Genomic DNA, 23,643 nt, shown 5'->3' with positions numbered 1-23,643 from the left:
TCAACCAATTGATCAGTGCTTATCAAAGGCCTTCACGCCGGCCTCTATTGCGGTATCCAGATCATTCTCCTTGGGTGGGATCGGACAGGAATACCTGCCACTATAAGCACAATAAGGATTATAAGCCTTATTAAAATCCAGAATTACGAAATCACCCTCCGGTATCCTTAAGTCCAAATACCGTCCGCCGGAGTAGGTGGTTTCACCATTGGTATTATCTGTAAACGGCAGGAATAAATAATCGAAATATTCAGGATCTGTCAAAAAGCTCTGATTCTGATACACATTAAGCTTGTATTCCTCACCCTTTATGCTGAAGTAAACTTCTCCGTATTTTACATAAACCGGGGTTCTGTCTGTAGTGGTTGGCATTTTAAAAGGCGACTCTGCAGGTGTTCTTACAAATTCGGCTTTAACAATATAACTGCTGTCTACCTCAAAGAAATCAAGTCCTTTAAAATCTTTTCTATCTTCTTCGGTAAGCGGGGATTCTTCCGGGTCTCTAAATTCTTCATTAAGATGGTTTTGAAAATCCCGGGCACTTTGAGGCTTTTCAGACTCCTGGGCCATTAACAAAGACAGGTTCAATAAAAGTAAAAATGTGAGCAAAGATCTCATTTGGGACTAATTTTTATATTTTAATTTCTCTTCAAAATCTGAAACAGATGCTAAAGATATTTAAATTAAATTTAGCCCTTATTTTAAAAGAATGCTTCAGGAAGTTTACCGGTCTTATATTGGATCATTTTCAGGCTTAAGAAAGGAGGTATGGTTACTGGCGTTGATCACACTCATCAACAGGGCCGGAACTATGGTAATCCCCTTTCTTTCCCTGTACCTCACCAAAGACAAAGGTTTTAGTCTTGAAGAAGTTGGCTGGATACTTAGCATTTTCGGGTTGGGATCTGTTGCAGGCTCGTGGCTTGGAGGCAAGTTTACAGACAGTATAGGGCACTATAAGACAATGGCCGGAAGTTTACTGATATCTTCCATACTATTCATTTTACTCCAATTCCCAACCAGTTTTCTCGGATTCAGTATTGGTATTTTCCTGGTTATGCTTGCTGCCGATGCCTTTAGGCCCGCAGTGTTCGTAGCCATTAGCGCTTACAGCAAACCCGAGAACCGCACGCGCTCGGTTAGCCTTATCAGGCTGGCCATAAATCTTGGATTTTCAGCAGGACCCGCCATTGGAGGCCTTATTATCGCAAAAGCCGGATATGGTGCTCTCTTCTGGGTAGACGGGATCACCTGTTTTATAGCCGGTTTACTCTTGCTACAGCTCTTACACCCGAAAAAAGCCCGGCAAAATCCGCCCATCCTTAACCTCGAGCCCACCGCTACAGCAAAAGACAAGGTTTATATGACATTCCTGGTTGCTCTTATGCTTTTCGGTTTCATATTCATCCAGTATTTCTCTACGATGCCCCTCTTCTATTCCGAAGGCTTTAAGCTTTTGGAATCGGAAATAGGCATCCTGCTTGGGCTTAACGGATTTATGATCTTTCTGTTTGAGATGCCGCTAATCAAGTTTCTGGAAAGCAGAAAGTTCTCAGACCTGCAATATGTAATTGCGGGCTCTGTGCTTACAGGAGTTAGTTTTTTGGTCATCAATTTAAGCCAGTGGACAGGCATTCTGGTAGTTGGAATGTTATTGGTGACCCTGGGAGAAATGATCGCATTTCCATTTTCAAATAGTTTCGCACTAAAAAGATCGGATAAAGGAAAGCAAGGAGCTTATATGGCTCTTTACAGCATAGCCTTTTCCTTAAGCCATATTTTTGGGCACAACACAGGAATGCAGCTTATAGATAATTTCGGGTTCCGATTTACCTGGATGACTATGGCTATTCTTTCCGTAATAGTGTGTGCGCTGCTAATTTGGACAATAAGGCTTCTAAAAAGAGAAACCGAAATCTAATTCAACGCCTCTTCGTAGTACTTGGACTTCCCCAGATATTTAAAGATAAGCTCATTGTATTCTTTACTGAATTTCAGGTCAAGGATCCCGGGAATTTCATACAAAGACTCCATATCCTCATAGCCGGTTTTCAGAAGATCTTCAAGATATAACAATGCGGTTTCATAGTCGCCGTCATTTCCGGAAAGCCTGATGATATTTAAATATGCCTCAGGATCTTCTTTATTAATAACCGTTCGCAAAATACTAACCAGGATTTTGGTGTCAATACTCGCTTTGTTTTCGTGGATAGTATTATAATGATATTGAGAAAGGCTATCTAAAAACCCTTCCAGCCTGTGAGCCATTTCCTGTTGGGCAGGATTACCTTTTTCCTGAAGTTTTTTTAATTGGTCCATCTGATATGCCCACCAGCCAACATTCTCAAAATTTTGAGTTACCAGATCACTTCCCATACTGGAGTAATACAAATCTTTCCGGTAATTCTCCTCTTCCCTGGCTTGCCTGTAATCCCGCTTTTGCTGCCGATAGAGACTGGTACGCCGAAGATTTTTTCTCATTTCCCTGGTCTCATCTTCAAAAGTCTCATATTTTTCTTCTATCTGTTCCAGCTTCTCATAAGCTTTAAGATATCTCTGTTTTCTTCTAAGACTTTCAGCAAATTCCAGTTCGTTCTCATATAGTGCTTTAACATAGGCCGGATCATTTTTTCTTAGCCCTTCTGAAACAGCCCTAAAACTAAGGCCGGATACCGCTGCGTTCATAAAGCCCGCAGACGGCCATTCTTCAGAATTTCCTTCAAAATAATTGAATTCCACCGGGTAGTCTTCCTCTTCATAGATCTTTGTTATTTCAAGAAGTTCAAATTGATCGCTATCCTGATATCCTGAAGCGATACTAAACATATACGGTCTGCTCTTTTCAACAAACTCCGGATTCACCCACGCGGCCCCAATAGCAAGAACTCCTCGTGTTTTTTTATAGACCAGTGGTATTGCGGAGGCAACAATTCCTCCTTCTTCCAGTCCCATCGCGTAAACCTGGTCCAAGTCCACCGGTAGAGCATTAAAAACAGTATTCATCATCCTGGAAGCCTTAGCCAGGTTAGCCTGTAAAGAATCTTCCTTCAAATTTTCATTGGTTGCCACAATTATATAAGACTGATCTTCCGCAACATCTTTCAAAAGCCGGGCCGCTGATTTACCCCTTCCTTCCGGATCGAAAACAAAAATCACGGGCCAATTACTATCCTCCCTGAACTGATGAGGAAGATATATAGCAAAGCTTTCCGACAGGCTGTCGCTTACAGGAATGGAGTCTACAACGCTTCCTTTAGAAAGCCTCATTTCCTGGGCAAACCCAACGAAAAAACAAAATGAAAATAAAATCGAAAATATCCTGGCCCTTTTACTCATAATTTGTCAAGTTATAAAGTAAATATAAGCAATGTTCACAAACTTTAAATTGCAAAAAAAAGAGCTTTTATCTCTCGATAAAAGCTCATCTGGTAGGTTAAGCATATATACTTTAATCTTTTTTTACACGCTGGAGTTTCATTTCAGGTTTAGGAAAGAATAATTTGGCTAATAAGGATACCACCAATAAATCGGCAAATATTAAAAACATTACCCTCACAAATTCAATTCCGTAAAAACTAAGGCCGGTAAATCCTACAAGACCGGTCACAACTGCTAAACTCAAAAACAATACACTGTAATTTCTCATAATCAATCCTAGTTTTTATTCAAAGATAGGTTCAGATTAGACGTATCCTTATTAAGAAAATTACAATTGATGCTACTTTAACTAAAATAAAAAGCAGCTGTTAATAATGCTAAAAATAAAGTGTTGTTTTAACAAAATAAAAGGAATCTACAATTAGCGCTTTTTAAGAATTCATAACATTAATCAGGAAGACTTCTTTTTAACCGGAGCATGCTCTATGACATTTGAGAGGATAATATGCGTTTTGGTTTCCCCGTAAGTAATAAGTTTATCTATAAACACCTCAAGGTGAGACTGGTCATACAGCACCACCTCCATAATTATATTTTCATTCCCTGTAATCCTGTAGCAGTTGATCACTTCTTTAAAGTCTTTCACCTTTTCTAAAAATGGTTTAAGCCTTCCCATAAATGCCCTAAGGGTAATGATAGCTTTTAACTGATGCCCCGTCTTTTGATAAGAAACTTCGGTCTTGTAGCCCCGAATTATCCCTGCATCCTCCATTTTCTTCACCCTTTCTGCCACAGCAGGGGAGGTAAGTCCCACTTCCCGGCCGATATCCGCAAAAGACCTGCGGGCATTTTGCTGAAGCTTTTCAAGAATTGCCCAATTAAGTTCGTCTACCATATTTTTAAAGAAAATGAACAGCTTATCTTTAATTTTAAAGGTAAAAAATAATTTTCACCTTGAAACAAAAAGTCCGGCTATAATTTTTCTGAGTAATTTTATAAGAAATCTTATAACAATGGCAAACCCGTTTCCATCTAACGCATACCATCTTCCGGCTTACCGGAAAGCACTTGAGATCTTCCGGATCTCACGCGCTGTTGCATCTTATTTCGGGGATGATAAACACGTAGTTGAGATGGAACTATCAGCCAGCCATTCCCATCGTTATGCCGGAAATCTAGTTTCCGAATCGCTTCAGCTTGCACCGGGAATTGCCTCAATATTAAGCACCGGAAATTCAGAAGTAAAACTAAGGAAGATCAGAAGAATCAGGAAAGCAGCCAAAAGTCTTCGGCTTTACTGCAAAAAACTGGAATTCTGTGGAGTTAAGGAAGTGGAGTTCGTCAACCTCTTAAGAAAAGAGATCCGTCAGTTTGAATACCTCACTTCCGAATGGGTGAAGCAGATTCAGAAACTACCTTAAAGGGCTAATCCCAAAAAGCCAGTTTAATTCCCTGTATCAGCATATTTGTACCGATTATGGCGATAATAAGTCCCATTATCTTTTCAATTACCACAATCTTGTTCTTCCCGATGAATTTCACGAGATAATCGCTGGAGATAAATGCCAGGTGATTCATAAGCATAATAAGGCCAGCCATAGAAACTATAATGGCCATTTCCAAATACCCGGCATTGGTGGTGTAATTCATCGCCGTCACTATGGTACCGGGTCCCGCAAGGATCGGGATCGCTAATGGAGAAATGGAAATCCCCTCGTTAAAGTTGATCTCTGTCTGATTATCGATACTGGACTCCTGCGCCCTTATCATCTCAAAACCTACAAAGAAGATCAGTATCCCCCCGGTGATCTTAAAGGCAGGGATAGTTATTCCGAATAGGCTGAAAATATACTTCCCCAGGATTATGAAACCGGTAACTATTACAAAGGCAGTAAAAGTGGCCTTCTTGGAGATGAATTTCTTTCTTGGTCTGTTGGCCTGCCTGGTAAGACTAATGAAGATAGGCAGGTTTCCGAACGGATTATTAATCGCGAAAAAACCGGTAAACACCGCTATAGCGAAGAGCCATAGATTTTCCATAGAATTTGATCTTTAAGCGATTAGACAATCTCCTTTTTAATTCGTTTGAATTTGCAAATCTAAACTGATTTTTAATTTCCACCAACAAAGAATTCTGTTTTTAAACACTTTAGCAGTCATTTTAAAGGTCCATAAAAAATCCCAACCGGAATTTTACCGGTCGGGATTTCTTTATTTAAGAACTTTATGTCGCTTCGCACATCGGAATAGGCCCTTCGACGAACTCAGGGCAATCTCTTGAGCAAGGCGATTTCCTGCTTACATATTTCTTCTGTACTGACCTCCAACCTCGAACATAGCAGTTGTGATCTGACCAAGAGAGCATACTTTGGTGGCTTCCATAAGCACCTCGAAGAGGTTCTCATTCTTCACGGCAACATCCTTGATCTTTTCAAGGGCAGCCTCGGCTTTGCTTTCCTTGGCTTTATGCAGCGTGGTTAGGGTCTTGATCTGGTGTTGCTTCTCTTCTTCGGTAGCTCTGATCACCTCTCCAGGGGTTACGGTTGGAGATCCGCTTGAACTCAGGAAGGTATTCACACCAATGATCGGGTAATCTCCGTTATGCTTCAGGGTCTCATAATACAGGCTTTCTTCCTGTATCTTTCCGCGCTGATACATCGTTTCCATCGCACCAAGCACTCCGCCTCTTTCCGTCAGTCTGTCGAATTCGGTAAGCACCGCTTCTTCCACAAGGTCGGTCAGTTCCTCGATAATGAAAGATCCCTGTATAGGATTCTCATTCTTGGCCAGACCAAGCTCTTTATTGATAATAAGCTGAATAGCCATCGCACGTCTAACCGAAGCTTCTGTTGGCGTGGTGATCGCCTCGTCGTAAGCATTGGTGTGCAGTGAATTACAGTTATCGTAGATCGCGTAAAGCGCCTGAAGTGTGGTCCTGATATCATTAAAATCGATCTCCTGCGCGTGAAGCGAACGTCCTGAAGTCTGAATATGATACTTCAGCATCTGGGCTCTCGGGTTGGCTCCATATTTATATTTCAAAGCCTTAGACCAGATCTTACGTGCCACACGGCCAATTACGGCATATTCGGGATCGATCCCGTTAGAGAAGAAGAAGGAAAGGTTAGGCCCGAATTTATTGATATCCATTCCCCTGCTCAGGTAATATTCCACATAAGTGAACCCGTTTGCCAGCGTAAAAGCCAGCTGGGTAATTGGGTTCGCACCTGCTTCGGCAATGTGATATCCTGAAATTGAAACCGAATAAAAGTTCCTTACCTTTTCCCTGATGAAGTATTCCTGTACGTCACCCATAAGGCGAAGCGCGAATTCGGTAGAGAAGATACAGGTGTTCTGCGCCTGGTCTTCCTTAAGAATATCGGCCTGTACTGTACCTCTTACCACGCTTATGGTCTTCTTTTTAATATCTTCATAAACCTCCTTCGGAAGCACCTGATCTCCGGTAACACCAAGCAGCATCAGACCAAGGCCGTCATTCCCTTCCGGAAGTTCACCCCTGTAAACAGGACGATCGATATCCTGATCGTCATAAAGCTCTTTCAGCTTGGCTTCCACCTTATCCTCAAGTCCGTTTTCCTTGATGTATTTCTCACACTGCTGATCTATGGCCGCATTCATAAAGAATCCGAGCAACATTGGCGCAGGTCCGTTAATGGTCATACTCACCGAGGTCTTAGGATCGGCAAGATCGAACCCGGAATACAGTTTCTTGGCATCATCAAGACAGCAGATAGAAACCCCGGCATTACCTATTTTCCCGTAAATATCGGGACGGTGATCAGGATCATTTCCGTAAAGAGTTACCGAATCGAAAGCCGTAGAAAGCCTTTTGGCTGGAAGACCCAGACTCACATAATGGAATCTCCTGTTGGTACGCTCAGGTCCACCTTCCCCGGCGAACATCCTGGTTGGATCCTCACCCTGTCTTTTGAAAGGATACAGTCCTGCTGTATATGGGAACTCTCCGGGTACATTTTCCTGAAGGCACCATTTAAGGATATCTCCCCAGGCTTTATATTTTGGCAAGGCAACTTTTGGGATCTGGGTATGAGAAAGAGACTCGGTATGCGTTTCTATCTTGATCTCCTTATCCCGTACCTTAAAGGAATATATGGGTTCTACATATTTATTCACTTTTTCCTGCCAGCCAAGGATCACTTCCCAATTATAAGGGTCAAGGTCCATTTTTACACGGTCAAATTCAGCGAATAAAAGCTTTAGGAAGTCTTTCTGATCTTCCTCTGCCATCTCTGAAATTCCATCCTGATCCAGGCCGTGTTTATCCAAATACTGAGACTGATCACTGTCCTTATGGATCCCGGCAACCCCTTCTATGGTTTTATAAATTCCATAGAGTCTTTGGGCAATTTCAGACTGTGTCGCTGCTTTTTCATCGTAGCTGCGATTATTCTCCGCAATTTCAGAAAGGTAACGGGTACGTTTCGGCGGGATCACGAAGATCTTTTCGCTCATCTCGCGGGAAACTTCAAAAGTCGAATTAAGATCGGAATTGGTCTTTTCATCGATCTTATCCATAATATTCCTGTAAAGGGTATTCATTCCCGGGTCGTTGAACTGGGAAGCTATAGTTCCAAAAACAGGAAGTTTATCGGCATCTTCGTGCCATAGCTGGTGGTTTCGCTGATATTGTTTTTTCACATCGCGTAGCGCATCCTGAGCTCCTCTTTTATCAAATTTGTTGATCGCTACCAGGTCGGCAAAATCAAGCATATCGATCTTCTCCAGCTGAGTTGCCGCACCAAATTCAGGCGTCATCACGTATAAGGATACATCAGAATGATCAATGATCTCTGTATCGCTCTGGCCGATTCCGGAAGTCTCCAGAATAATTAGATCGTATTCTGAAGCCTTTAAAATATCAACGGCTTCAGCAACATATTTGGATAGCGCAAGGTTGGCCTGGCGGGTTGCCAGAGAACGCATATATACGCGCTTGTTATTGATGGAATTCATACGAATCCTGTCTCCCAACAGGGCTCCGCCGGTCTTTTTCTTGGATGGATCAACCGAAATGATCCCAACATTTTTTTCAGGGAAGTCCACAAGGAATCTGCGGACCAGTTCATCCACAAGGCTGGATTTCCCGGAGCCTCCGGTTCCTGTAATTCCCAGAACAGGGATTCCTGATTTTTCCTTTTTTTCTATTTGTGAGAAGTTCTTCTCAAACTCTTCCCGGTCATTTTCGGCAAGGGAGATAAGCCTGGCAATAGTATTTACGTCTTTCTTTTTCAGGGATTCCTGAAGGCAGTCCTGTTTCGGCAACGCCGGCGTAGGTTCATCCAGCTGCTGGATCATATCATTGATCATACCCTGAAGTCCCATTTCCCGACCATCATCGGGAGAATAGATACGGGTGATGCCGTAATCCATCAATTCCTTGATCTCTTCGGGAAGGATAACTCCTCCTCCGCCTCCAAAGATCTTGATATTACCTGCCCCCTTTTCATTGAGCAGGTCATACATATATTTAAAATATTCATTGTGTCCGCCCTGATAAGAAGTCATCGCGATGGCATCGGCATCTTCCTGGATCGCGCAGTTCACAACCTCATCTACGCTACGATCGTGACCAAGGTGTATCACCTCAACTCCCGTAGCCTGAATTATACGACGCATAATATTAATAGCCGCATCGTGACCGTCGAAAAGGGAAGCGGCGGTTACTATTCTAACTTTATTCTTGGGTTTATAAGGACTTTGTTGTTCCATTTGTAACAATATCAAATTTTAGGGTCTGCAATTTACGAAAATCGCAATGAAATTCCGGGATTTTAATATTATTTCAAGAAGAGGAGGTTGAATTAAAAAGCCGTGAATTTAAGCTCAGAAAAGTTTCTGTTATATTTGAAAAAACTCTTATGAAAAAGATCCTCTTACTTTCTGTTCTTATTTTTTTCACTTCCTGTGCCGAGCTACAGGATATTGCCAGTCAACTCCCGCAAAACGGGTATGGCGTAACCAATGCAGAAATAGCCTCCGGGCTTAGGCAAGCCCTGGATTTTGGTATTGACAAGCAGGTGAGTAAGCTTACCCAAGAGAACGGGTTTTACAATAATGAGCTGGTCAGGATCACCCTGCCTCCGGAACTTCAGAAGGTAGATAAAACTTTAAGGGATGTAGGCCTGGGCTCTTTGGCCGATGAAGGTTTAAAGGTGCTTAACCGTGCAGCCGAAGAAGGTGTTAAGGAAGCTACACCTATCTTCGTAGACGCCGTTAAGGAGATCACTTTTGCGGACGCCCGAAATATCCTGATGGGACCAAATGATGCGGCTACCACTTACCTGAACAATAAAACCGAAGATGAATTATACGCGAAATTCAATCCGGTGATCACCCGTTCTTTGGAAAAGGTTGGCGCAAACAGGGTATGGAGCAATATCATTGAGCGATACAACCAGCTCCCGCTTACCAGCGATGTAAACCCGGACCTGCCGGACTACGTTACCAACGAAGCCCTGGATGGCGTGTTCACTATGATCGCTATTGAAGAAAACCAGATAAGGGAAGATATCTCCTCCAGAACAACCGACCTGCTAAAACGGGTTTTTTCTCTTCAGGACAGGGGCTAAAGCCCCAGACAGCAAGGAATTAATTAAAATTTTAACATAACCAATCCATATCTGATATTTTTTACAACAAGCTTAACTTTAGATTAGCACATCTTACAATAGCCTAACTCTATATTTGTACCGTAGAGAGAATGCAGAAAAGGATATGTTTAAGCTTTTTGAAAATAAAACCAAAGAGGAATGTATGTGCGATAAGTACACTCAGCTTATGCATCGCGCATACAAACTGGCCCTTGTGGATAAGGAGGAGAGCGACAGAGTGAATGCCAAGGCCAAAAAGATCCTTAGAGAATTACGCCGAATGAACTACGACAAGATCGATAGCTGATCCTGTAATTTTTTAAAATAGTCCATAGCGTCTATAAGGCGTGAACCATACCAGCTGAAATACTCCCCATCCACAAATAATACCTTCGAATTCATTTCAGAGAATATTTCCCTATGCTTTTCCCTGAAGGGGAAGGGTTCAGATGACAACAGGAGCAGATCAGGATTTCTTTTCTTCAGTTGATCAACACTAATTTCCGGATACCTTTCTTCCCAAATTACGTTTTCAAAGCCATTAAGTTCAAGCATTTTATCAATAAAGGTATTTACCCCTACGGCCATTAAAGGGCGATTCCAGATGAAATATGCGACCTTTAATTTTGGTCTTTCCTCAACCAGCTTTTTTAATTCTTCCTTTTTCCTTTCAATAGAACTTATAAATGTATCAGCTAAAGGTCCTTTTCCAAAAAGCTTCCCGTATTGTGCTATAAGTTCTTCGGCCTCATCTAAGTTATTGACATCTGAAACGTGAACAGGCGCGATCGTCTCCAGCTCCTCCACCATTTCTTTAGTATTCTCTTCCTTGTTACAAAGAATAATATCCGGCTTCAACTCCTTTATCTTATCCAGGTGAACTTCTTTGGTTCCTCCAACCACTTTTTTGACTTTTCGCAGAGCTTTCGGGTGAACACAGAATTTGGTTATTCCCACAAGTTCCTTCTCCAAACCAAGATCAACAAGTAACTCGGTCTGGCTTGGCACCAGGGAAACGATCCTTTCAGGCCTGGAAGAAAGCATTATTTTTCTACCTAACTGGTCCTGAAATTCCATAAAAAAGAGTTTAGAGTTGTTTCAGCTCTTCAGCCATTTGCTTCTGAAGCACTTCAGCCTTAGCTCCTGCTATTTCAGCGAAATTTGAAGATTCGGAAGCGTAGATGATCTTTCGGGAAGAATTGACCAGCAAGCCTACATCTTTGGTCATCCCGTATTTGCAAACATCCTCGAGTTTCCCGCCCTGGGCACCCACCCCGGGAACCAGAAGAAAACTATTCGGAATGATCTTGCGAATATCGGCAAGAAATTCAGCCTTGGTAGCTCCCACCACGTACATAAGGTTTTCTGAATTCTTCCAGGTTTTAGAAGTCTCCAAGACCTTTTTATAAAGTTCTTTATCTCCCACCTTCTGGGTCTGAAAGTCAAATGCTCCTTCATTGGAAGTTAAAGCCAGAAGAATGGTATGCCTGTTTTGAAATTCAAGGAAAGGCTCTACAGAATCTTTACCCATATAAGGCGCCACGGTAATAGAATCGAAACCGAGATCTTTCAGAAAAGTTTTCGCATACATCCTTGAAGTATTCCCAATATCCCCGCGTTTGGCATCGGCAATAGTAAAGATCTCCGGATACTCCTTGTGGATATAATTCACCGTTTTCTCCAGGGCTTTCCAGCCTTCCAGGCCGTTCGCTTCATAAAAAGCAATATTGGGCTTATAAGCCACACAAAATTTATGGGTGGCATCTATGATCGCTTTATTGAAACTGAAGATAGGATCTTCTTCAGACAGCAGATAAGTCGGGATCCGCTCAAGATCCACATCAAGACCTACGCATAAAAATGATTTTTTCTTATGAATTTGTTCGACCAGTTCGGCAGTTGTCATTAAAGCTGATTTTTCTTTATTACTCAGGCTAAGGTATAAAAAAAAGCTCCTGCCATAAAGCAGGAGCTATTATCTGTTTTAAAATATATCGGAATTTTCTTTGAGCTTTTCGGTGTTTTCCACCAGCTGCAGCTCGTCGATGATCTTCTGAATATCTCCGTTTATGATATTGGAAAGATCATAAAGGGTAAGGTTGATACGGTGATCGGTCACCCTTCCCTGGGAGTAGTTATACGTCCTGATCTTCGCACTACGGTCTCCGCTGGAAACCATCGAGTTCCTTTTCGCGGCATCGGCTTCCATCTTTTTAGCCAGTTCCATTTCATATAATCTGGAACGCAGTACCCTGAAAGCTTTCTCTTTGTTCTTGTGCTGCGATTTCTGATCCTGACATTGAGCTACCAGCCCAGTAGGCTCGTGGGTTAAACGTACGGCCGAATAAGTAGTGTTTACCGACTGACCTCCGGGTCCTGAAGAACAGAAGTAATCTATTCGCACATCTTTCGGATCGATCTCCACATCAAATTCTTCAGCTTCGGGCAATACCATTACTGTTGCGGCAGAAGTATGCACACGACCCTGGGTTTCGGTTTGCGGCACTCGTTGTACACGGTGCACTCCGGCTTCGAACTTTAAGGTCCCATAAACATCCTCTCCCGAAACCTCGAAGATCATCTCTTTAAATCCGCCACTGGTACCTTCGCTAAAATCCACGATCTGGTGCTTCCAGCCTTTGCTTTCTATATATTTGGTATACATACGGTAAAGGTCCCCGGCAAAAATACTGGCCTCGTCCCCGCCGGTACCGGCACGAATCTCCATTACCACGTTCTTTGCGTCCTCGGGGTCTTTAGGCACAAGCATCATCCTGATCTTTTCTTCCAAAGCGGGAAGTTCCTCCTTAGCCTCTTCCAGTTGAAGTTTGGCCATTTCGGTCATCTCAGGATCGCTGCCATCGGCGATGATCTCTTCGGCTTCCTGGATGTTGTTGGTGAGTTCCATATACTTCTCACGCTCCTCCATTAAAGCCTTAAGATCTTTATATTCCTTGTTTAATTCTATATATCGTTTCTGATCGGCAATTATATCCGGTTGAATGATCAGATCATTCACCTCATCAAAACGCTGCTTTACTACATTAAGCTTCTCAATCATATTAACCTCACTGATTTTAAGATAGCAAATTTACGATATTTTGAGGGATTTACAGGAGTCAAAAATCAGAGTTCCCCCATCAAAGGTAAGCAACGACCTTTCTCTTTCTGAACAGAGAAAGCCAACAAGCCTGAAAGCCCGACCAAATAAAAAATCCTGTCCGGATAATGGAATTCTGAAAAGCCCAAATAATAAGCTATAAATGAAGTGATATCAGAAAAAGCCAGACAAAGGCCTGTTTTACCGGAAAGAAATATGGATCAGAAAGATCCTGCTTATGAATAATTAAATTCTCCGAATTCGCTTTTTATGGTGAGTTTCTTTTCTTCTGAAGCTTCTACCCTTCCCACGATCTTCGCATCTACATCAAAAGACTTTGAAATCGTGATGATTTCATCGGCAACTTCTTCATCTACATAAAGCTCCATCCGGTGCCCCATATTAAAGACCTGGTACATTTCTTTCCAGTCGGTCTTGCTCTCTTCCCTTATAAGTTTGAATAAAGGAGGAACTTCGAACATATTGTCTTTAATGATATGCAGGTTCTCTACAAAATGAAGGATCTTGGTCTGGGCGCCACCACTGCAGTGCACCATCCCGTTTATCTCTTTATTGCTGAACTTTGAAAGGATCTTCTTGATCACAGGCGCATAGGTACGCGTTGGAGAAAGCACGAGTTTTCCGGCATCCAGCGGAGCATCTTCCACCTTATCGGTTAGTTTCTTGGTTCCTGAATAGATGAGCTCTTCAGGAATATCATTATCAAAACTCTCAGGATATTTTTCGGCAAGGATTTTAGAGAATACATCGTGGCGTGCAGAAGTCAATCCGTTGCTTCCCATCCCGCCGTTATACTCCTTTTCATAAGACGCCTGCCCGAAAGAAGACAATCCTACGATCACATTGCCGGGTTTGATATTTGAGTTATCTATCACGTCACTGCGTTTCATCCTCGCGGTAACCGTAGAATCTACGATAATGGTTCTTACCAGGTCCCCAACATCGGCAGTTTCTCCACCGGTAGAATGTATCTCCACCCCAAAATCCATTAATTCAGAAATAAGCTCTTCGGTACCGTTGATGATAGCAGAGATCACTTCTCCCGGCACAAGATTTTTATTTCTTCCAATGGTTGAAGAAAGCAGGATCTTATCGGTCGCGCCCACGCACAGCAGGTCATCTATATTCATAATAAGCGCATCCTGGGCGATCCCTTTCCAAACCGAAAGATCTCCAGTCTCTTTCCAGTACATATAAGCCAGGGAAGATTTTGTTCCGGCACCATCGGCGTGCATAATGAGGCAGTAATCATCGTCCCCTGTTAGATGATCTGGAACGATCTTACAAAAAGCTTTTGGAAAAAGTCCTTTATCAACATTTTTGATCGCCTTATGGACATCCTCTTTTCCTGCTGAAACTCCTCTTTGTGCATATCTTTTACTTATTTCCTGGCTCATAAGATAGTTTTAAAGGTCTCAAAGATAATCAGATTTGAAATTTTGGAATAATAAGTGAGCTACATATTTAAACAAAAAAACCACGGAATAATGCTCCGTGGTTCTTTCTTTCTGCAATTCAACAGATTTATCTGGTAAACAGTAATTCTCTGTATTTGGTCAATGGCCAGATCTCATCATCTACCATTAATTCCAGTTTATCGCAATGATATCTAATTTCATCAAAGAAAGGCTTCACATCATTACAGTAAGCAAAAGCTTTCTTCTCAGGATCATCGATCTTATTAGCCACTTTTCTGGCTTCAATCATTTCGTTCACCTTAGAGTTGATGGTTGCAATATGAGCTGAAATATTCTCAAGGATGTTCATCTGCTCCTTTGAGTGCTTCTTGAAATCATCATTGTAAATATGCTTAAGCCCTTCCACATTCTCAATAAGAACGTTCTGGTACTTGATAGCCGTTGGGATAATGTGGTTTCTTGCAATGTCTCCAAGGATACGGCCTTCAATCTGAACCCTCATTGCATACTCTTCAAGTTCGATCTCGTGACGTGCTTCGATCTCCACCTTATTCATTACCCCCATCTCTTTATAAAGATCGATGGTTTTCTTGGCAGTCTGAATTTTCAATGCTTCAGGAGTGGTTCTGTTATTGCTTAAACCACGCTTTTCAGCTTCTTTCTCCCACTCTTCTCCATAGTTATTTCCTTCAAAACGGATCTTCTTAGACTTCTTAATGTAATCTCTAAGTACGTTAAAGATCGCATCGTCTTTCTTCATCTTCTTGCTCTTCACAAGCTTATCTACCTCTTTCTTGAAGTCTTTAAGCTGCTTGGCCACGATCGTGTTCAACACGGTCATTGGGTTAGCACAGTTGGCCGTTGATCCTACCGCTCTGAATTCGAATTTATTTCCGGTGAAGGCGAATGGAGAAGTCCTGTTCCTGTCGGTATTATCCAGAAGGATTTCAGGGATCTTACCTACAACATTCAGTTTAAGGTCGGTTTTTTCCTGTGGAGAAAGTTTCCCGTCGGTCACTTTTTCAAGTTCATCAAGAACCTCGGTTAGCTGAGAACCAATGAAAGCTGAAATAATTGCCGGCGGAGCTTCGTTGGCTCCAAGCCGGTAATCATTAGAAGCGCTGGCAATAGCGGCACGTAATAATTCCTCATTATCATATACTGCTTTAATGGTATTGATAAAGAAGGTCAGGAACTGAAGGTTCTTCATTGGAGTACTTCCAGGCCCTAACAAATTCACACCCGTATCGGTACTAAGCGACCAGTTGTTATGTTTACCACTACCGTTAATTCCTGCAAACGGCTTTTCGTGGAATAATACTTTAAAATGGTGTTTTTCGGCGATCTTGGTCATCACATCCATAATAAGGGAGTTGTGATCTACCGCAAGGTTGGCCTCTTCAAAAATAGGCGCAAGCTCAAACTGGTTAGGGGCAACCTCATTGTGACGGGTTTTTACCGGGATTCCCAGTTTCATACATTCAATTTCCAGTTCACGCATAAAAGCAAGAACTCTTGACGGAATTGAACCAAAATAGTGATCATCCAGTTGCTGACCTTTAGCCGGAGAATGACCTAATAAGGTTCTACCTGAAAGCTGAAGATCGGGACGGGTTGCAGCCAAGGCTGAATCTATAAGGAAATATTCCTGCTCCCAACCCAGGGTTGCATTTACTTTACTTACGTTTTTGTCAAAATATTTAGCCACATCTGTAGCTGCGTGATCTACAGCCTGTAATGCACGAAGAAGCGGAGTTTTATAATCCAGAGCCTCTCCGGTATAGGAAACGAAAATCGTTGGGATACAAAGGGTAGTTCCCCAGATAAATGCAGGAGAAGTAGGGTCCCAGGCTGTATACCCACGGGCTTCAAAAGTATTTCTAATCCCCCCGCTCGGGAAGCTGGAAGCATCAGGTTCCTGTTGTACCAGCTGGCTACCGCCAAATTTCTCAATGGCTTCACCATCTCCTATGGTTTCAAAAAAGGCATCATGTTTTTCTGCTGTAGTTCCGGTAAGAGGCTGGAACCAGTGGGTGTAGTGAGTCACACCTTTAGCAATAGCCCATTCTTTCATTCCTGTAGAGATGTGATCGGCTACCACACGCTCAATTTTAGCGCCGGTTTTAATGGCATCCATTACATTTTTATACGCCTCCTTTGTAAGGAACTGGCGCATTACTCTTTCATCGAATACGTTTGTACCAAAAAGCTGAGATCTTCTGCTTGGCTCTTCGATTTCCACCGGTTTACGGTTAAAGGTTTCTTTTAAGGCTTCAAATCTTAAAGTTGACATATTGTGTTGTATAGATTTAAAATTTAGAAGCCAAATGTATGTATTTTTATTCACACCCCCTCAAACCGAGGGGTATATTCATAAAAAAATTAACATTATTTAATATCACCCCCTAAATTTAACCCAAAAATGTCAATCCCGTAAAAATAGCGTATGCTGCAAACAATATCGCACCTTTATAACGACTCATTTCATATTTACGGGGTAAAAATGTGAAAGGAATTAACACAAATGCGAAGCCAAGCATCCAAAAAATGTCATTGGTAAGAATTTCCTGTGAATTCACAGAAATAGGACTAATAAGAGCCGTAATCCCTAAAACCGATGCTATGTTGAAGATATTAGAACCAATAAGATTCCCCAAAGAAAGTGCCTTCTCACTCTTAAGGGCTGCGATCACAGAAGCTGCAAGCTCCGGCACACTGGTCCCAACAGCGATCATCGTTACCGAGATCACCCGTTCACTAACGCCCAATGCCGTGGCAAGATCTACGGCGCCGCTCACAAGCAATTCAGATCCTCCCCATAAAGCGCCACCTCCAATAAGCAGCCAGATGGCCATCCTAAAGGCAGAGGTCTTCTTCAAAGACTCATCTACTTCTTCAACAACTATGTCTGACTTATATCTTGCTCTCCTGATAAGGACAACAAGATATAAAGCGATCGCCAGTACAAGAATGAGCCCCTCTATGCGGGAAAGATCTCCGCTGTTCCAAAGGAAATAATACAGGGCCAGCGAAAAGGCCATCATTACGTGCCAGTTAAAAGTATAGAAATCCCTGTCTACAATAAGCGGTGAGATGATCGCGGTAATCCCCAGCACGAGACCTATATTAGCAATATTAGAGCCTATAATATTCCCCAGGGAAATATCAGAAAAACCATTTAGGGCTGCCTGCAGACTCACAAGAAGTTCGGGAGCAGAAGTAGCAAAAGACACCACCGTAAGCCCGATCACCATTCGGGAAATATTAAGCCTGAAAGAAAGTGCGACAGAGGCTCTTACAAGGAATTCTCCGCCAATCACCAATAGTGCAAAACCGGCTAAAATGTAAATTAAACTCATTCAAAAAATTTTGCAGCGAAGATATGAGAAAGATAAGACTTTATTAAAATAGTAGACTTAAAGAATGTTCAAAATACAGGAGTCTAAAAATTCGGTTGAAAGTATGGCAGGATATTCCAGTTTTCAGTTATTCCCTCAATTTCAATATCTTTGAAGGAAACCAACCAATTATGAAAAAGAAATTTTTCAAATTCCTGTCACGCCTTAATAAGAAAGTGCTCCCCAGTTATTCCAAGAAAGGCCTGGACCTTCAAAAAGCCAGTAAGGTTCAAATGGCCATTATTGGCTGGAAACTCTGGGTAACAAAAAACGCGCTGGATTAGCGCGCTAATATTTTAAAAGGGATTCTATCTGATATCCTTTAAGCTTTTCCCGCCCATTCAGGAATTCAAGCTCGACGAGAAAATCACACTGGGCAATTTCACCCCCCATTCTTTCCACCAGTTTACAGGCAGCCAGGGCAGTTCCTCCTGTAGCGAGCACATCGTCATGAATAAGAATTTTCTCTCCTCTTTCAAATGCATCTTCGTGAATCTCAAGAGAATCGGTTCCGTATTCCAGTGCATATTCTTCTTTAATGGTTTTATACGGAAGTTTGCCGGGTTTTCTAAGAGGAATAAAGCCTGCATTCAGCTTTTCGGCCAAGAGAGTTGCGAAAAAGAATCCCCGTGCTTCGATCCCTATTACTTTATCTATTTTAATTCCGTCCAGTTTCTCCAGAAATAATTCTACGGCACGATGCATTGCCTCTGGATCCTGCAGCAAAGGACTTATATCCTTATAGACTACTCCCTCTTTGGGAAAGTCGGGTATATCTCTTACAAACTCCTTTAGATCTTTCATAAGCGCAAGATAAAAAACTGCATAAAATCTAAGCTCAAATTCATAAGGTCATTTTTAGCCCTAATACATAGATTTATTATTTCATTTAACATACAAAACCCGGTTATTTTAAGAGCTTAGAAGCTGGACCACAACTCCGTACAGGGTATTAACCCCGTATTATAGCTTAACAAGCCTGAGAAAGATTATATTTTTTTTAAAAAAAACTTGTCAGAAGATTCTCTAACTTACGGGAAACTGAAAATTTCACAGGACTCCAATGGGCGAAACATTCTACCTCATCTCAGGGACTATACTTCTGGTCCTTCTTATTTACGATTTCTTTTTCACCACCCTTTCGGGAAGTGGAGCCGGCCTGATCTCAAGACCTATAGCCTTCTTCTCTCACTGGATAATTAAACATTCGGCCGCCTTCTTCGGAAGGAGGGTCTACAGTTTTAGCGGAATGTTTGTCAATTTAATGGTACTCGCTGTTTGGATCTTTATCATCTGGATTGGACTCTACTTTATTTTTTCTTCAGATCCTGCCGGCCTCACTAATGGAAGTGGCAGGATCGCGAATTCGGTTGAACGCCTGTATTACACAGGCTATACCCTTTCAACCTTGGGCCTGGGAGATTTCCAGCCCAAGACCTCGTCTTTTAAAATTCTTACGAGCCTTTTCTCCTTTTTCGGGTTTATCTTTTTCACGAGTTCAATGACCTACCTGATCTCAGTATCTGCTGCGGTAACCACTAAACGTTCACTGGCAAGAAGCATTCAGAACCTTGGAAAGACCCCCCAGGAGATCGCCACTACTTTTCTAAACCTTAACCAATCCTACAGTTCACAGCAGATAGCTACCCTGCAGGAACTGATAGACCGGCACGCAGTTAATCACCAGGCATACCCTGTAGTTCATTTTTACAGTCACCGGACTCCTGAAATTTGTCTTAGCATAAACATCACCCGGCTTGATGAAGCGCTAAGTATCCTGCTGAGTTCAAAGGAAGCTGAAAGACTCCATAACGAATTGCGGGTATTGCGCAGGGCTGTGACCCAGTTCCTGAATCATATTGACAAGCATTACTCCCGCTCTATTATAAAAACAGCCACGCACTCCCTTCCCCTCCCTTACCAGGTAAAAGGAGAGGATTCTGAAGAAATGCATTACAGAAGATCTATCCTGGGAGGCCTGCTCCAAAGCGAAAGTTTTACCTGGAAAGATGTGAGCGCCAAGGAAGATGAAGAATAATCTCCGGGATCCAGTTAAAATATCTCAATACAAACACCCGCCGGCCTCGCGGGTATTTTAAGGTAATAAGAGTATTGTTTACAACTTAGAAATTATTTCCTGGGACACAGTCTGCAGGGAATTAAAAAAGAAATTTAAAATGGGCTTTGAGAGTCAGCTTTTCTAGGGAAGCCTGAAGGTATAAAGTATAAGACTGAAATTAAAAGCTTCATAAAATATGGGGGAAATCCCCCATAATAAGAAAGATATATAAATAAAAAAATCCGCAGCTTTCACTGCGGATTTTTTGTTTTTTGTGACCTCGCCAGGATTCAAACCTGGAACCTTCTGAGCCGTAATCAGATGCGCTATTCAGTTGCGCCACGAGGCCTTTATTTACTGCTCTCCCGTAATGGTTAAGCGGCTGCAAATATATTGTTTATTTTAAAATCTGAAAAGAATAGAAAGATTTTTTTCCATCAAATTAATTCGGCGCTCAGTCCGGCGTCAAGAAGTTTGGAACAACGAGGCTTCAGTTCCTCATAAGGACCGGTCTTCACGGTACATTTACCTTTATAATGAACAAGAATAGAACATTGCTCGGCCTGCTCCGGAGTATGGTCACAGGCGTAAATAAGGGTCTCTATAACGTGATCAAACGTATTATGATCGTCATTATACAGAATTATCTCATTCTGTTTTTTCTTTTTGGTATCGGTTACAACCTTCTCTAAAACTTCTTCTTTCGTACTCATCATCATCTGTTTACAGTAGAAACCTAAGGCTTCAAAGATACAAATTCTTTATAAATATTTCAGCGTGAAAATTTTACAGCCACCCAGTTATCCCTTTCAAAATGTTCCACATAATCCAGGCCAAGATCGCGGCAAGCCTTCTCTATTACCGGCAGATCATCCTGATAGAAACCGCTAAGATAAAGGTCTGCTTCAGGCTTCATACTTTGTACATACACCGGAAGGTCCCTTAAAAGAATATTCCGGTTTATATTGACAAGGATCACATCAAAACTTCTTCCTTCCAGCAGTTCTGCCCCGCCTTCATCTACATTAATATGTTCGCAGTTGTTGCGCTCAATATTTTCAAGAGTATTCAAATAACACCAGTTATCAATATCTATGGCGTCTATATTCTTAGCTCCCTTGAGCGCGGTAAGAATGGCCAGCACCCCGGTTCCACAGCCCATATCCAGCACATCTTTTCCTTCCCAGTCATTCTTCAGGATATGCTGAATCATCATATGCGTGGTTGCGTGATGCCCCGTCCCGAAAGACATTTTTGGCTCTATCACTATATCGAACTCCACATCGGGTTGGGGATGGAAAGGCGCTCTCACGCTGCATTTATCATCTACCAGAATAGGACTAAAATTCTTTTCCCACTCCTCATTCCAGTTCACCTGTTCAATTTCTTCAGAAGAATAAGTGATCTCAAATTCTTCAGACTGAAGTATATGCACCCCGGCCAGAAGATCGTCTTCAAATTCTTCCTTCGGAATATAGGCGGTTACCCCGTCTTCCTCTTCCACAAAACTTTCAAAGCCCAGATAACCCAACTCGGCGATAAGAATCTCAGCAGCCGGCTGAAGCGGCTCTATCTGAAACTTAAACTCGAGGTAACTCGTAGCCATAATTAAAAGGAATTAACGATCTCAAGGAAGTCTACGGCCTTCAGACTGGCACCACCAATAAGGCCACCGTCTACGTCTTTCTTCGCGAAGATCTCTTTGGCGTTATTCGGCTTCACACTACCTCCGTAAAGAATAGATACATTTTCAGCAATATCAGCATTGAAATTATCGGCGATATTCTTTCTTATAAAAGCGTGCATTTCCTGCGCCTGTTCAGGAGAAGCGGTCTCCCCGGTACCAATTGCCCAAACCGGCTCATAGGCAAGAATGATGTTTTTCCAGGCCTCAGCAGAAATCTGGTACAGGCTTTCTTTTAGTTGTTTTTCGACTACATCAAAATGTTTATCGCTTTTTCTGTCTTCCAGCTCCTCCCCAAAACAAAAGATCACTTCCATCCCGTTCTCCAGAGCTGCATCTACCTTTTCTTTAAGGATTTCGTTGGTTTCGTGAAAATGTGCACGGCGTTCACTGTGCCCAAGGATCACGGTATTTACACCAATGCTTTTAAGCATAGCAGCTGAGACCTCTCCGGTAAAAGCCCCGTTCTTGCTCTGGTGCATATTCTGGGCGGCCACCTTAACAGGGGTGTCTTTAAGATTCTCGAATGCGGTATAAAGATTTGTAAAAGAAGGCGCCACCATCACGGTCGCTTTTGGTTCTTTTACCATTTGCATCTTAAGCTGACCAAGCAACTCCTGGGTTTCGGCAAGGTCATTATTCATTTTCCAGTTTCCGGCTACTATGTTTTTTCTCATAATTTTCTGATTGTCCCCTAGGGAAATTCTACTTGAATTTTATCCGAAAGCATTGATATTCTTCCGAAGCAATACAAATATATCGATAAGATAACACATAGCCGTCCACAGGAGACCTCATCCTCCTGTTTTTAAGGATTTTTTAAAATAAATTCGGATTGATTTATAATTTGATATCGGAAGCATCGAACCAGTGCTCTTTTTGGGTAATAGTTCCCTTTTCCAGCGTTAAGAATCCGGGGTTAGAGCGAACAATGGTCTTTAAGGCAGTTTCGTCGCTTTGATAGAATTCGAAATCAAGGTCATATTCCTCTATTATGGACTGCTGCCTCTCCTCTCCTGAGGCGGTAAGCCCAATTACCATATAGCCCTTAGAAAGCGCTTCTTCACTCAGCCTTTTTACGGCCACATAGCCGTCGCGTTCAGTAAGCCGAAGATCATAGGCAATTATCAGTAAAACCTTTTCAGCAGAAAGGACATCTGCTGTAATATTCTCTCCGTTCTTCTCTATATAAAAATCGTGGATCGGTGGTTTATAGCCTTCTCTGATCATTCTTGTCTCCACCCCCAGCAGCTCTCCTTTTCCCTGCGGGAAATTTCCGTTATTGGTAATCAGTACCTCTTCGCCATTCTGCTTAAAGCGCCAGTCATACTCATAAACCGCTTCGGGAGCTCCTTCAGGCACACTCATTTTTTCAGAAATATTATTCCCGACCTTATACGGACGGAAATCAAATAAAGGAAGATGCATCAACACCTGGTAACAGAAAAGAAAGGCCAGCATAAAAGCCAGGAAGATGATCCACCGGTGTGAAGCGGGAGCAAAGACAGGCCCGATTAGTTTTCGGTTAAAGACAAGGACCAGAATTAGCAAAAGCAAGATCACGTCCTTATAGAAAGACTGCCAGGGAGTTAAGGGAATGGCGTCTCCAAAGCACCCGCAATCAGTCACTTTATTGAAATAAGCCGAATAGAAAGTTAGAAAAGTAAAAAAGATGATCATTCCCAAAAGGCTCCAGACCGTGAACTTAGGCAGGTAACCAATAAGCAGCATTATGCCCAGGACCATCTCAAAAACTACCAGAAAGATCGCAATAACCAGCGCGAAAGGAGCCAGAAACTCCAGGTCCAGAACCTGTGGACTAAAATACTCCTGCAACTTATAGGAAAAACCAACAGGGTCATTAAGTTTTATAAATCCTGAAAAAATAAATAAAGCTCCTACCAGTATCCTGGCGATTACCACGAGTAGTTTCATATTCTTAGTTTAATTCCC

The 23,643-nt window shown here is 42.2% G+C and carries 23 protein-coding genes and 1 tRNA gene; 6 read left to right on the top strand and 18 right to left on the bottom strand.

Features of this window, described 5'->3' with window-relative positions:
• Positions 1-12: 12 nt before the first annotated feature.
• Positions 13-618, bottom strand: coding sequence for a DUF1684 domain-containing protein (locus ACFQ3Q_RS05385; RefSeq protein ID WP_380743685.1), 606 nt, complete (start codon positions 616-618; stop codon positions 13-15).
• Positions 619-709: 91 nt separating this feature from the next.
• Here ACFQ3Q_RS05385 and ACFQ3Q_RS05380 point away from each other — a divergent pair, with 91 nt between their 5' ends.
• Positions 710-1,921 carry an MDR family MFS transporter gene (locus ACFQ3Q_RS05380; RefSeq protein ID WP_380743683.1) on the top strand — a complete coding sequence of 404 codons (1,212 nt, stop codon included), beginning with the start codon at positions 710-712 and terminating at the stop codon, positions 1,919-1,921.
• Here the strand turns inward: ACFQ3Q_RS05380 and ACFQ3Q_RS05375 are convergent.
• The 3 genes from ACFQ3Q_RS05375 to ACFQ3Q_RS05365 all read right to left on the bottom strand — a co-directional run bounded on the left by ACFQ3Q_RS05375 (position 1,918) and on the right by ACFQ3Q_RS05365 (position 4,273).
• Positions 1,918-3,336 (bottom strand): hypothetical protein, encoded by a 1,419-nt coding sequence (locus ACFQ3Q_RS05375; RefSeq protein WP_380743681.1) that lies wholly within the window; start codon positions 3,334-3,336, stop codon positions 1,918-1,920. The genes ACFQ3Q_RS05380 and ACFQ3Q_RS05375 overlap by 4 nt on opposite strands.
• 112 nt (positions 3,337-3,448) lie before the next feature.
• Positions 3,449-3,646 (bottom strand): DUF1328 domain-containing protein, encoded by a 198-nt coding sequence (locus tag ACFQ3Q_RS05370; RefSeq protein WP_380743680.1) that lies wholly within the window; start codon positions 3,644-3,646, stop codon positions 3,449-3,451.
• A 183-nt stretch (positions 3,647-3,829) separates the two neighbouring features.
• Entirely contained in the window at positions 3,830-4,273 is a 444-nt protein-coding gene (locus ACFQ3Q_RS05365) for an Lrp/AsnC family transcriptional regulator (protein ID WP_380743678.1), read from the bottom strand.
• Between the two features lie 118 nt (positions 4,274-4,391).
• Between ACFQ3Q_RS05365 and ACFQ3Q_RS05360 the strand changes: the two genes are divergently transcribed.
• On the top strand, positions 4,392-4,799 hold the full coding sequence (locus ACFQ3Q_RS05360) for a hypothetical protein (protein ID WP_380743676.1): 408 nt from the start codon (positions 4,392-4,394) through the stop codon (positions 4,797-4,799).
• A 4-nt stretch (positions 4,800-4,803) separates the two neighbouring features.
• Here the strand turns inward: ACFQ3Q_RS05360 and ACFQ3Q_RS05355 are convergent, their stop codons facing one another.
• Both ACFQ3Q_RS05355 and ACFQ3Q_RS05350 read right to left on the bottom strand, forming a co-directional pair.
• Complete coding sequence (locus ACFQ3Q_RS05355) at positions 4,804-5,418, bottom strand: MarC family protein (protein WP_380743674.1); 615 nt, start codon at positions 5,416-5,418, stop codon at positions 4,804-4,806.
• 258 nt (positions 5,419-5,676) lie between these two features.
• Positions 5,677-9,129, bottom strand: a complete 3,453-nt coding sequence (locus ACFQ3Q_RS05350) for a methylmalonyl-CoA mutase family protein (protein WP_380743672.1) — start codon at positions 9,127-9,129, stop codon at positions 5,677-5,679.
• A 149-nt stretch (positions 9,130-9,278) separates the two neighbouring features.
• Between ACFQ3Q_RS05350 and ACFQ3Q_RS05345 the strand changes: the two genes are divergently transcribed.
• Complete coding sequence (locus tag ACFQ3Q_RS05345; RefSeq protein WP_380743670.1) at positions 9,279-9,989, top strand: DUF4197 domain-containing protein; 711 nt, start codon at positions 9,279-9,281, stop codon at positions 9,987-9,989.
• Positions 9,990-10,104: 115 nt separating this feature from the next.
• On the top strand, positions 10,105-10,317 hold the full coding sequence (locus tag ACFQ3Q_RS05340) for a Lacal_2735 family protein (RefSeq protein ID WP_380743668.1): 213 nt from the start codon (positions 10,105-10,107) through the stop codon (positions 10,315-10,317).
• On the opposite strand, the gene ACFQ3Q_RS05335 is transcribed toward ACFQ3Q_RS05340, so the two are convergent.
• The 6 genes from ACFQ3Q_RS05335 to ACFQ3Q_RS05310 all read right to left on the bottom strand — a co-directional run bounded on the left by ACFQ3Q_RS05335 (position 10,296) and on the right by ACFQ3Q_RS05310 (position 17,908).
• The gene (locus tag ACFQ3Q_RS05335) at positions 10,296-11,087 is read right to left on the bottom strand and encodes an ABC transporter substrate-binding protein (RefSeq protein ID WP_380743666.1); all 792 of its coding nucleotides are present in this window, start codon (positions 11,085-11,087) and stop codon (positions 10,296-10,298) included. The two genes, ACFQ3Q_RS05340 and ACFQ3Q_RS05335, sit on opposite strands and share 22 nt — an antisense overlap.
• 10 nt (positions 11,088-11,097) lie before the next feature.
• Positions 11,098-11,916, bottom strand: coding sequence for an orotidine-5'-phosphate decarboxylase (gene pyrF, locus ACFQ3Q_RS05330; protein ID WP_380743664.1), 819 nt, complete (start codon positions 11,914-11,916; stop codon positions 11,098-11,100).
• Positions 11,917-11,994: 78 nt separating this feature from the next.
• Positions 11,995-13,071 (bottom strand): peptide chain release factor 1, encoded by a 1,077-nt coding sequence (gene prfA / locus ACFQ3Q_RS05325; RefSeq protein ID WP_380743663.1) that lies wholly within the window; start codon positions 13,069-13,071, stop codon positions 11,995-11,997.
• 275 nt (positions 13,072-13,346) lie between these two features.
• Entirely contained in the window at positions 13,347-14,528 is a 1,182-nt protein-coding gene (locus tag ACFQ3Q_RS05320; protein WP_380743661.1) for an AIR synthase related protein, read from the bottom strand.
• Positions 14,529-14,655: 127 nt separating this feature from the next.
• Positions 14,656-16,842 carry a glutamine synthetase III family protein gene (locus ACFQ3Q_RS05315; protein WP_380743659.1) on the bottom strand — a complete coding sequence of 729 codons (2,187 nt, stop codon included), beginning with the start codon at positions 16,840-16,842 and terminating at the stop codon, positions 14,656-14,658.
• 118 nt (positions 16,843-16,960) lie between these two features.
• A complete protein-coding gene (locus ACFQ3Q_RS05310) occupies positions 16,961-17,908 on the bottom strand; it encodes a calcium/sodium antiporter (RefSeq protein WP_380743657.1) in 948 nt (315 codons plus the stop codon).
• A gap of 170 nt (positions 17,909-18,078) precedes the next feature.
• Here ACFQ3Q_RS05310 and ACFQ3Q_RS05305 point away from each other — a divergent pair, with 170 nt between their 5' ends.
• Positions 18,079-18,231 (top strand): SsrA-binding protein, encoded by a 153-nt coding sequence (locus tag ACFQ3Q_RS05305; protein WP_380743655.1) that lies wholly within the window; start codon positions 18,079-18,081, stop codon positions 18,229-18,231.
• A 4-nt stretch (positions 18,232-18,235) separates the two neighbouring features.
• On the opposite strand, the gene ACFQ3Q_RS05300 is transcribed toward ACFQ3Q_RS05305, so the two are convergent.
• A complete protein-coding gene (locus ACFQ3Q_RS05300; RefSeq protein WP_380743653.1) occupies positions 18,236-18,751 on the bottom strand; it encodes an adenine phosphoribosyltransferase in 516 nt (171 codons plus the stop codon).
• A gap of 259 nt (positions 18,752-19,010) precedes the next feature.
• Between ACFQ3Q_RS05300 and ACFQ3Q_RS05295 the strand changes: the two genes are divergently transcribed.
• A complete protein-coding gene (locus ACFQ3Q_RS05295; protein WP_380743652.1) occupies positions 19,011-19,985 on the top strand; it encodes an ion channel in 975 nt (324 codons plus the stop codon).
• Between the two features lie 296 nt (positions 19,986-20,281).
• On the opposite strand, the gene ACFQ3Q_RS05290 is transcribed toward ACFQ3Q_RS05295, so the two are convergent.
• The 5 genes from ACFQ3Q_RS05290 to ACFQ3Q_RS05270 all read right to left on the bottom strand — a co-directional run bounded on the left by ACFQ3Q_RS05290 (position 20,282) and on the right by ACFQ3Q_RS05270 (position 23,625).
• Positions 20,282-20,355 (bottom strand) — tRNA-Arg (locus ACFQ3Q_RS05290).
• A gap of 88 nt (positions 20,356-20,443) precedes the next feature.
• On the bottom strand, positions 20,444-20,719 hold the full coding sequence (locus tag ACFQ3Q_RS05285; protein WP_380743650.1) for an ATP-dependent Clp protease adaptor ClpS: 276 nt from the start codon (positions 20,717-20,719) through the stop codon (positions 20,444-20,446).
• Between the two features lie 59 nt (positions 20,720-20,778).
• Positions 20,779-21,612 (bottom strand): 50S ribosomal protein L11 methyltransferase, encoded by an 834-nt coding sequence (gene prmA / locus ACFQ3Q_RS05280; RefSeq protein WP_380743648.1) that lies wholly within the window; start codon positions 21,610-21,612, stop codon positions 20,779-20,781.
• A 2-nt stretch (positions 21,613-21,614) separates the two neighbouring features.
• Positions 21,615-22,367: a triose-phosphate isomerase gene (gene tpiA / locus ACFQ3Q_RS05275; protein ID WP_380743646.1), complete on the bottom strand. Its 753-nt coding sequence runs from the start codon at positions 22,365-22,367 to the stop codon at positions 21,615-21,617.
• Positions 22,368-22,530: 163 nt separating this feature from the next.
• On the bottom strand, positions 22,531-23,625 hold the full coding sequence (locus ACFQ3Q_RS05270; RefSeq protein ID WP_380743644.1) for a BT_3928 family protein: 1,095 nt from the start codon (positions 23,623-23,625) through the stop codon (positions 22,531-22,533).
• Positions 23,626-23,643 lie beyond the last annotated feature (18 nt).

It is taken from the genome of Salegentibacter chungangensis (assembly GCF_042678405.1).
In the GTDB taxonomy this organism is placed as follows: Bacteria; Bacteroidota; Bacteroidia; order Flavobacteriales; family Flavobacteriaceae; genus Salegentibacter_A; species Salegentibacter_A chungangensis.
This window is presented reverse-complemented; position numbering and strand designations above follow the sequence as displayed.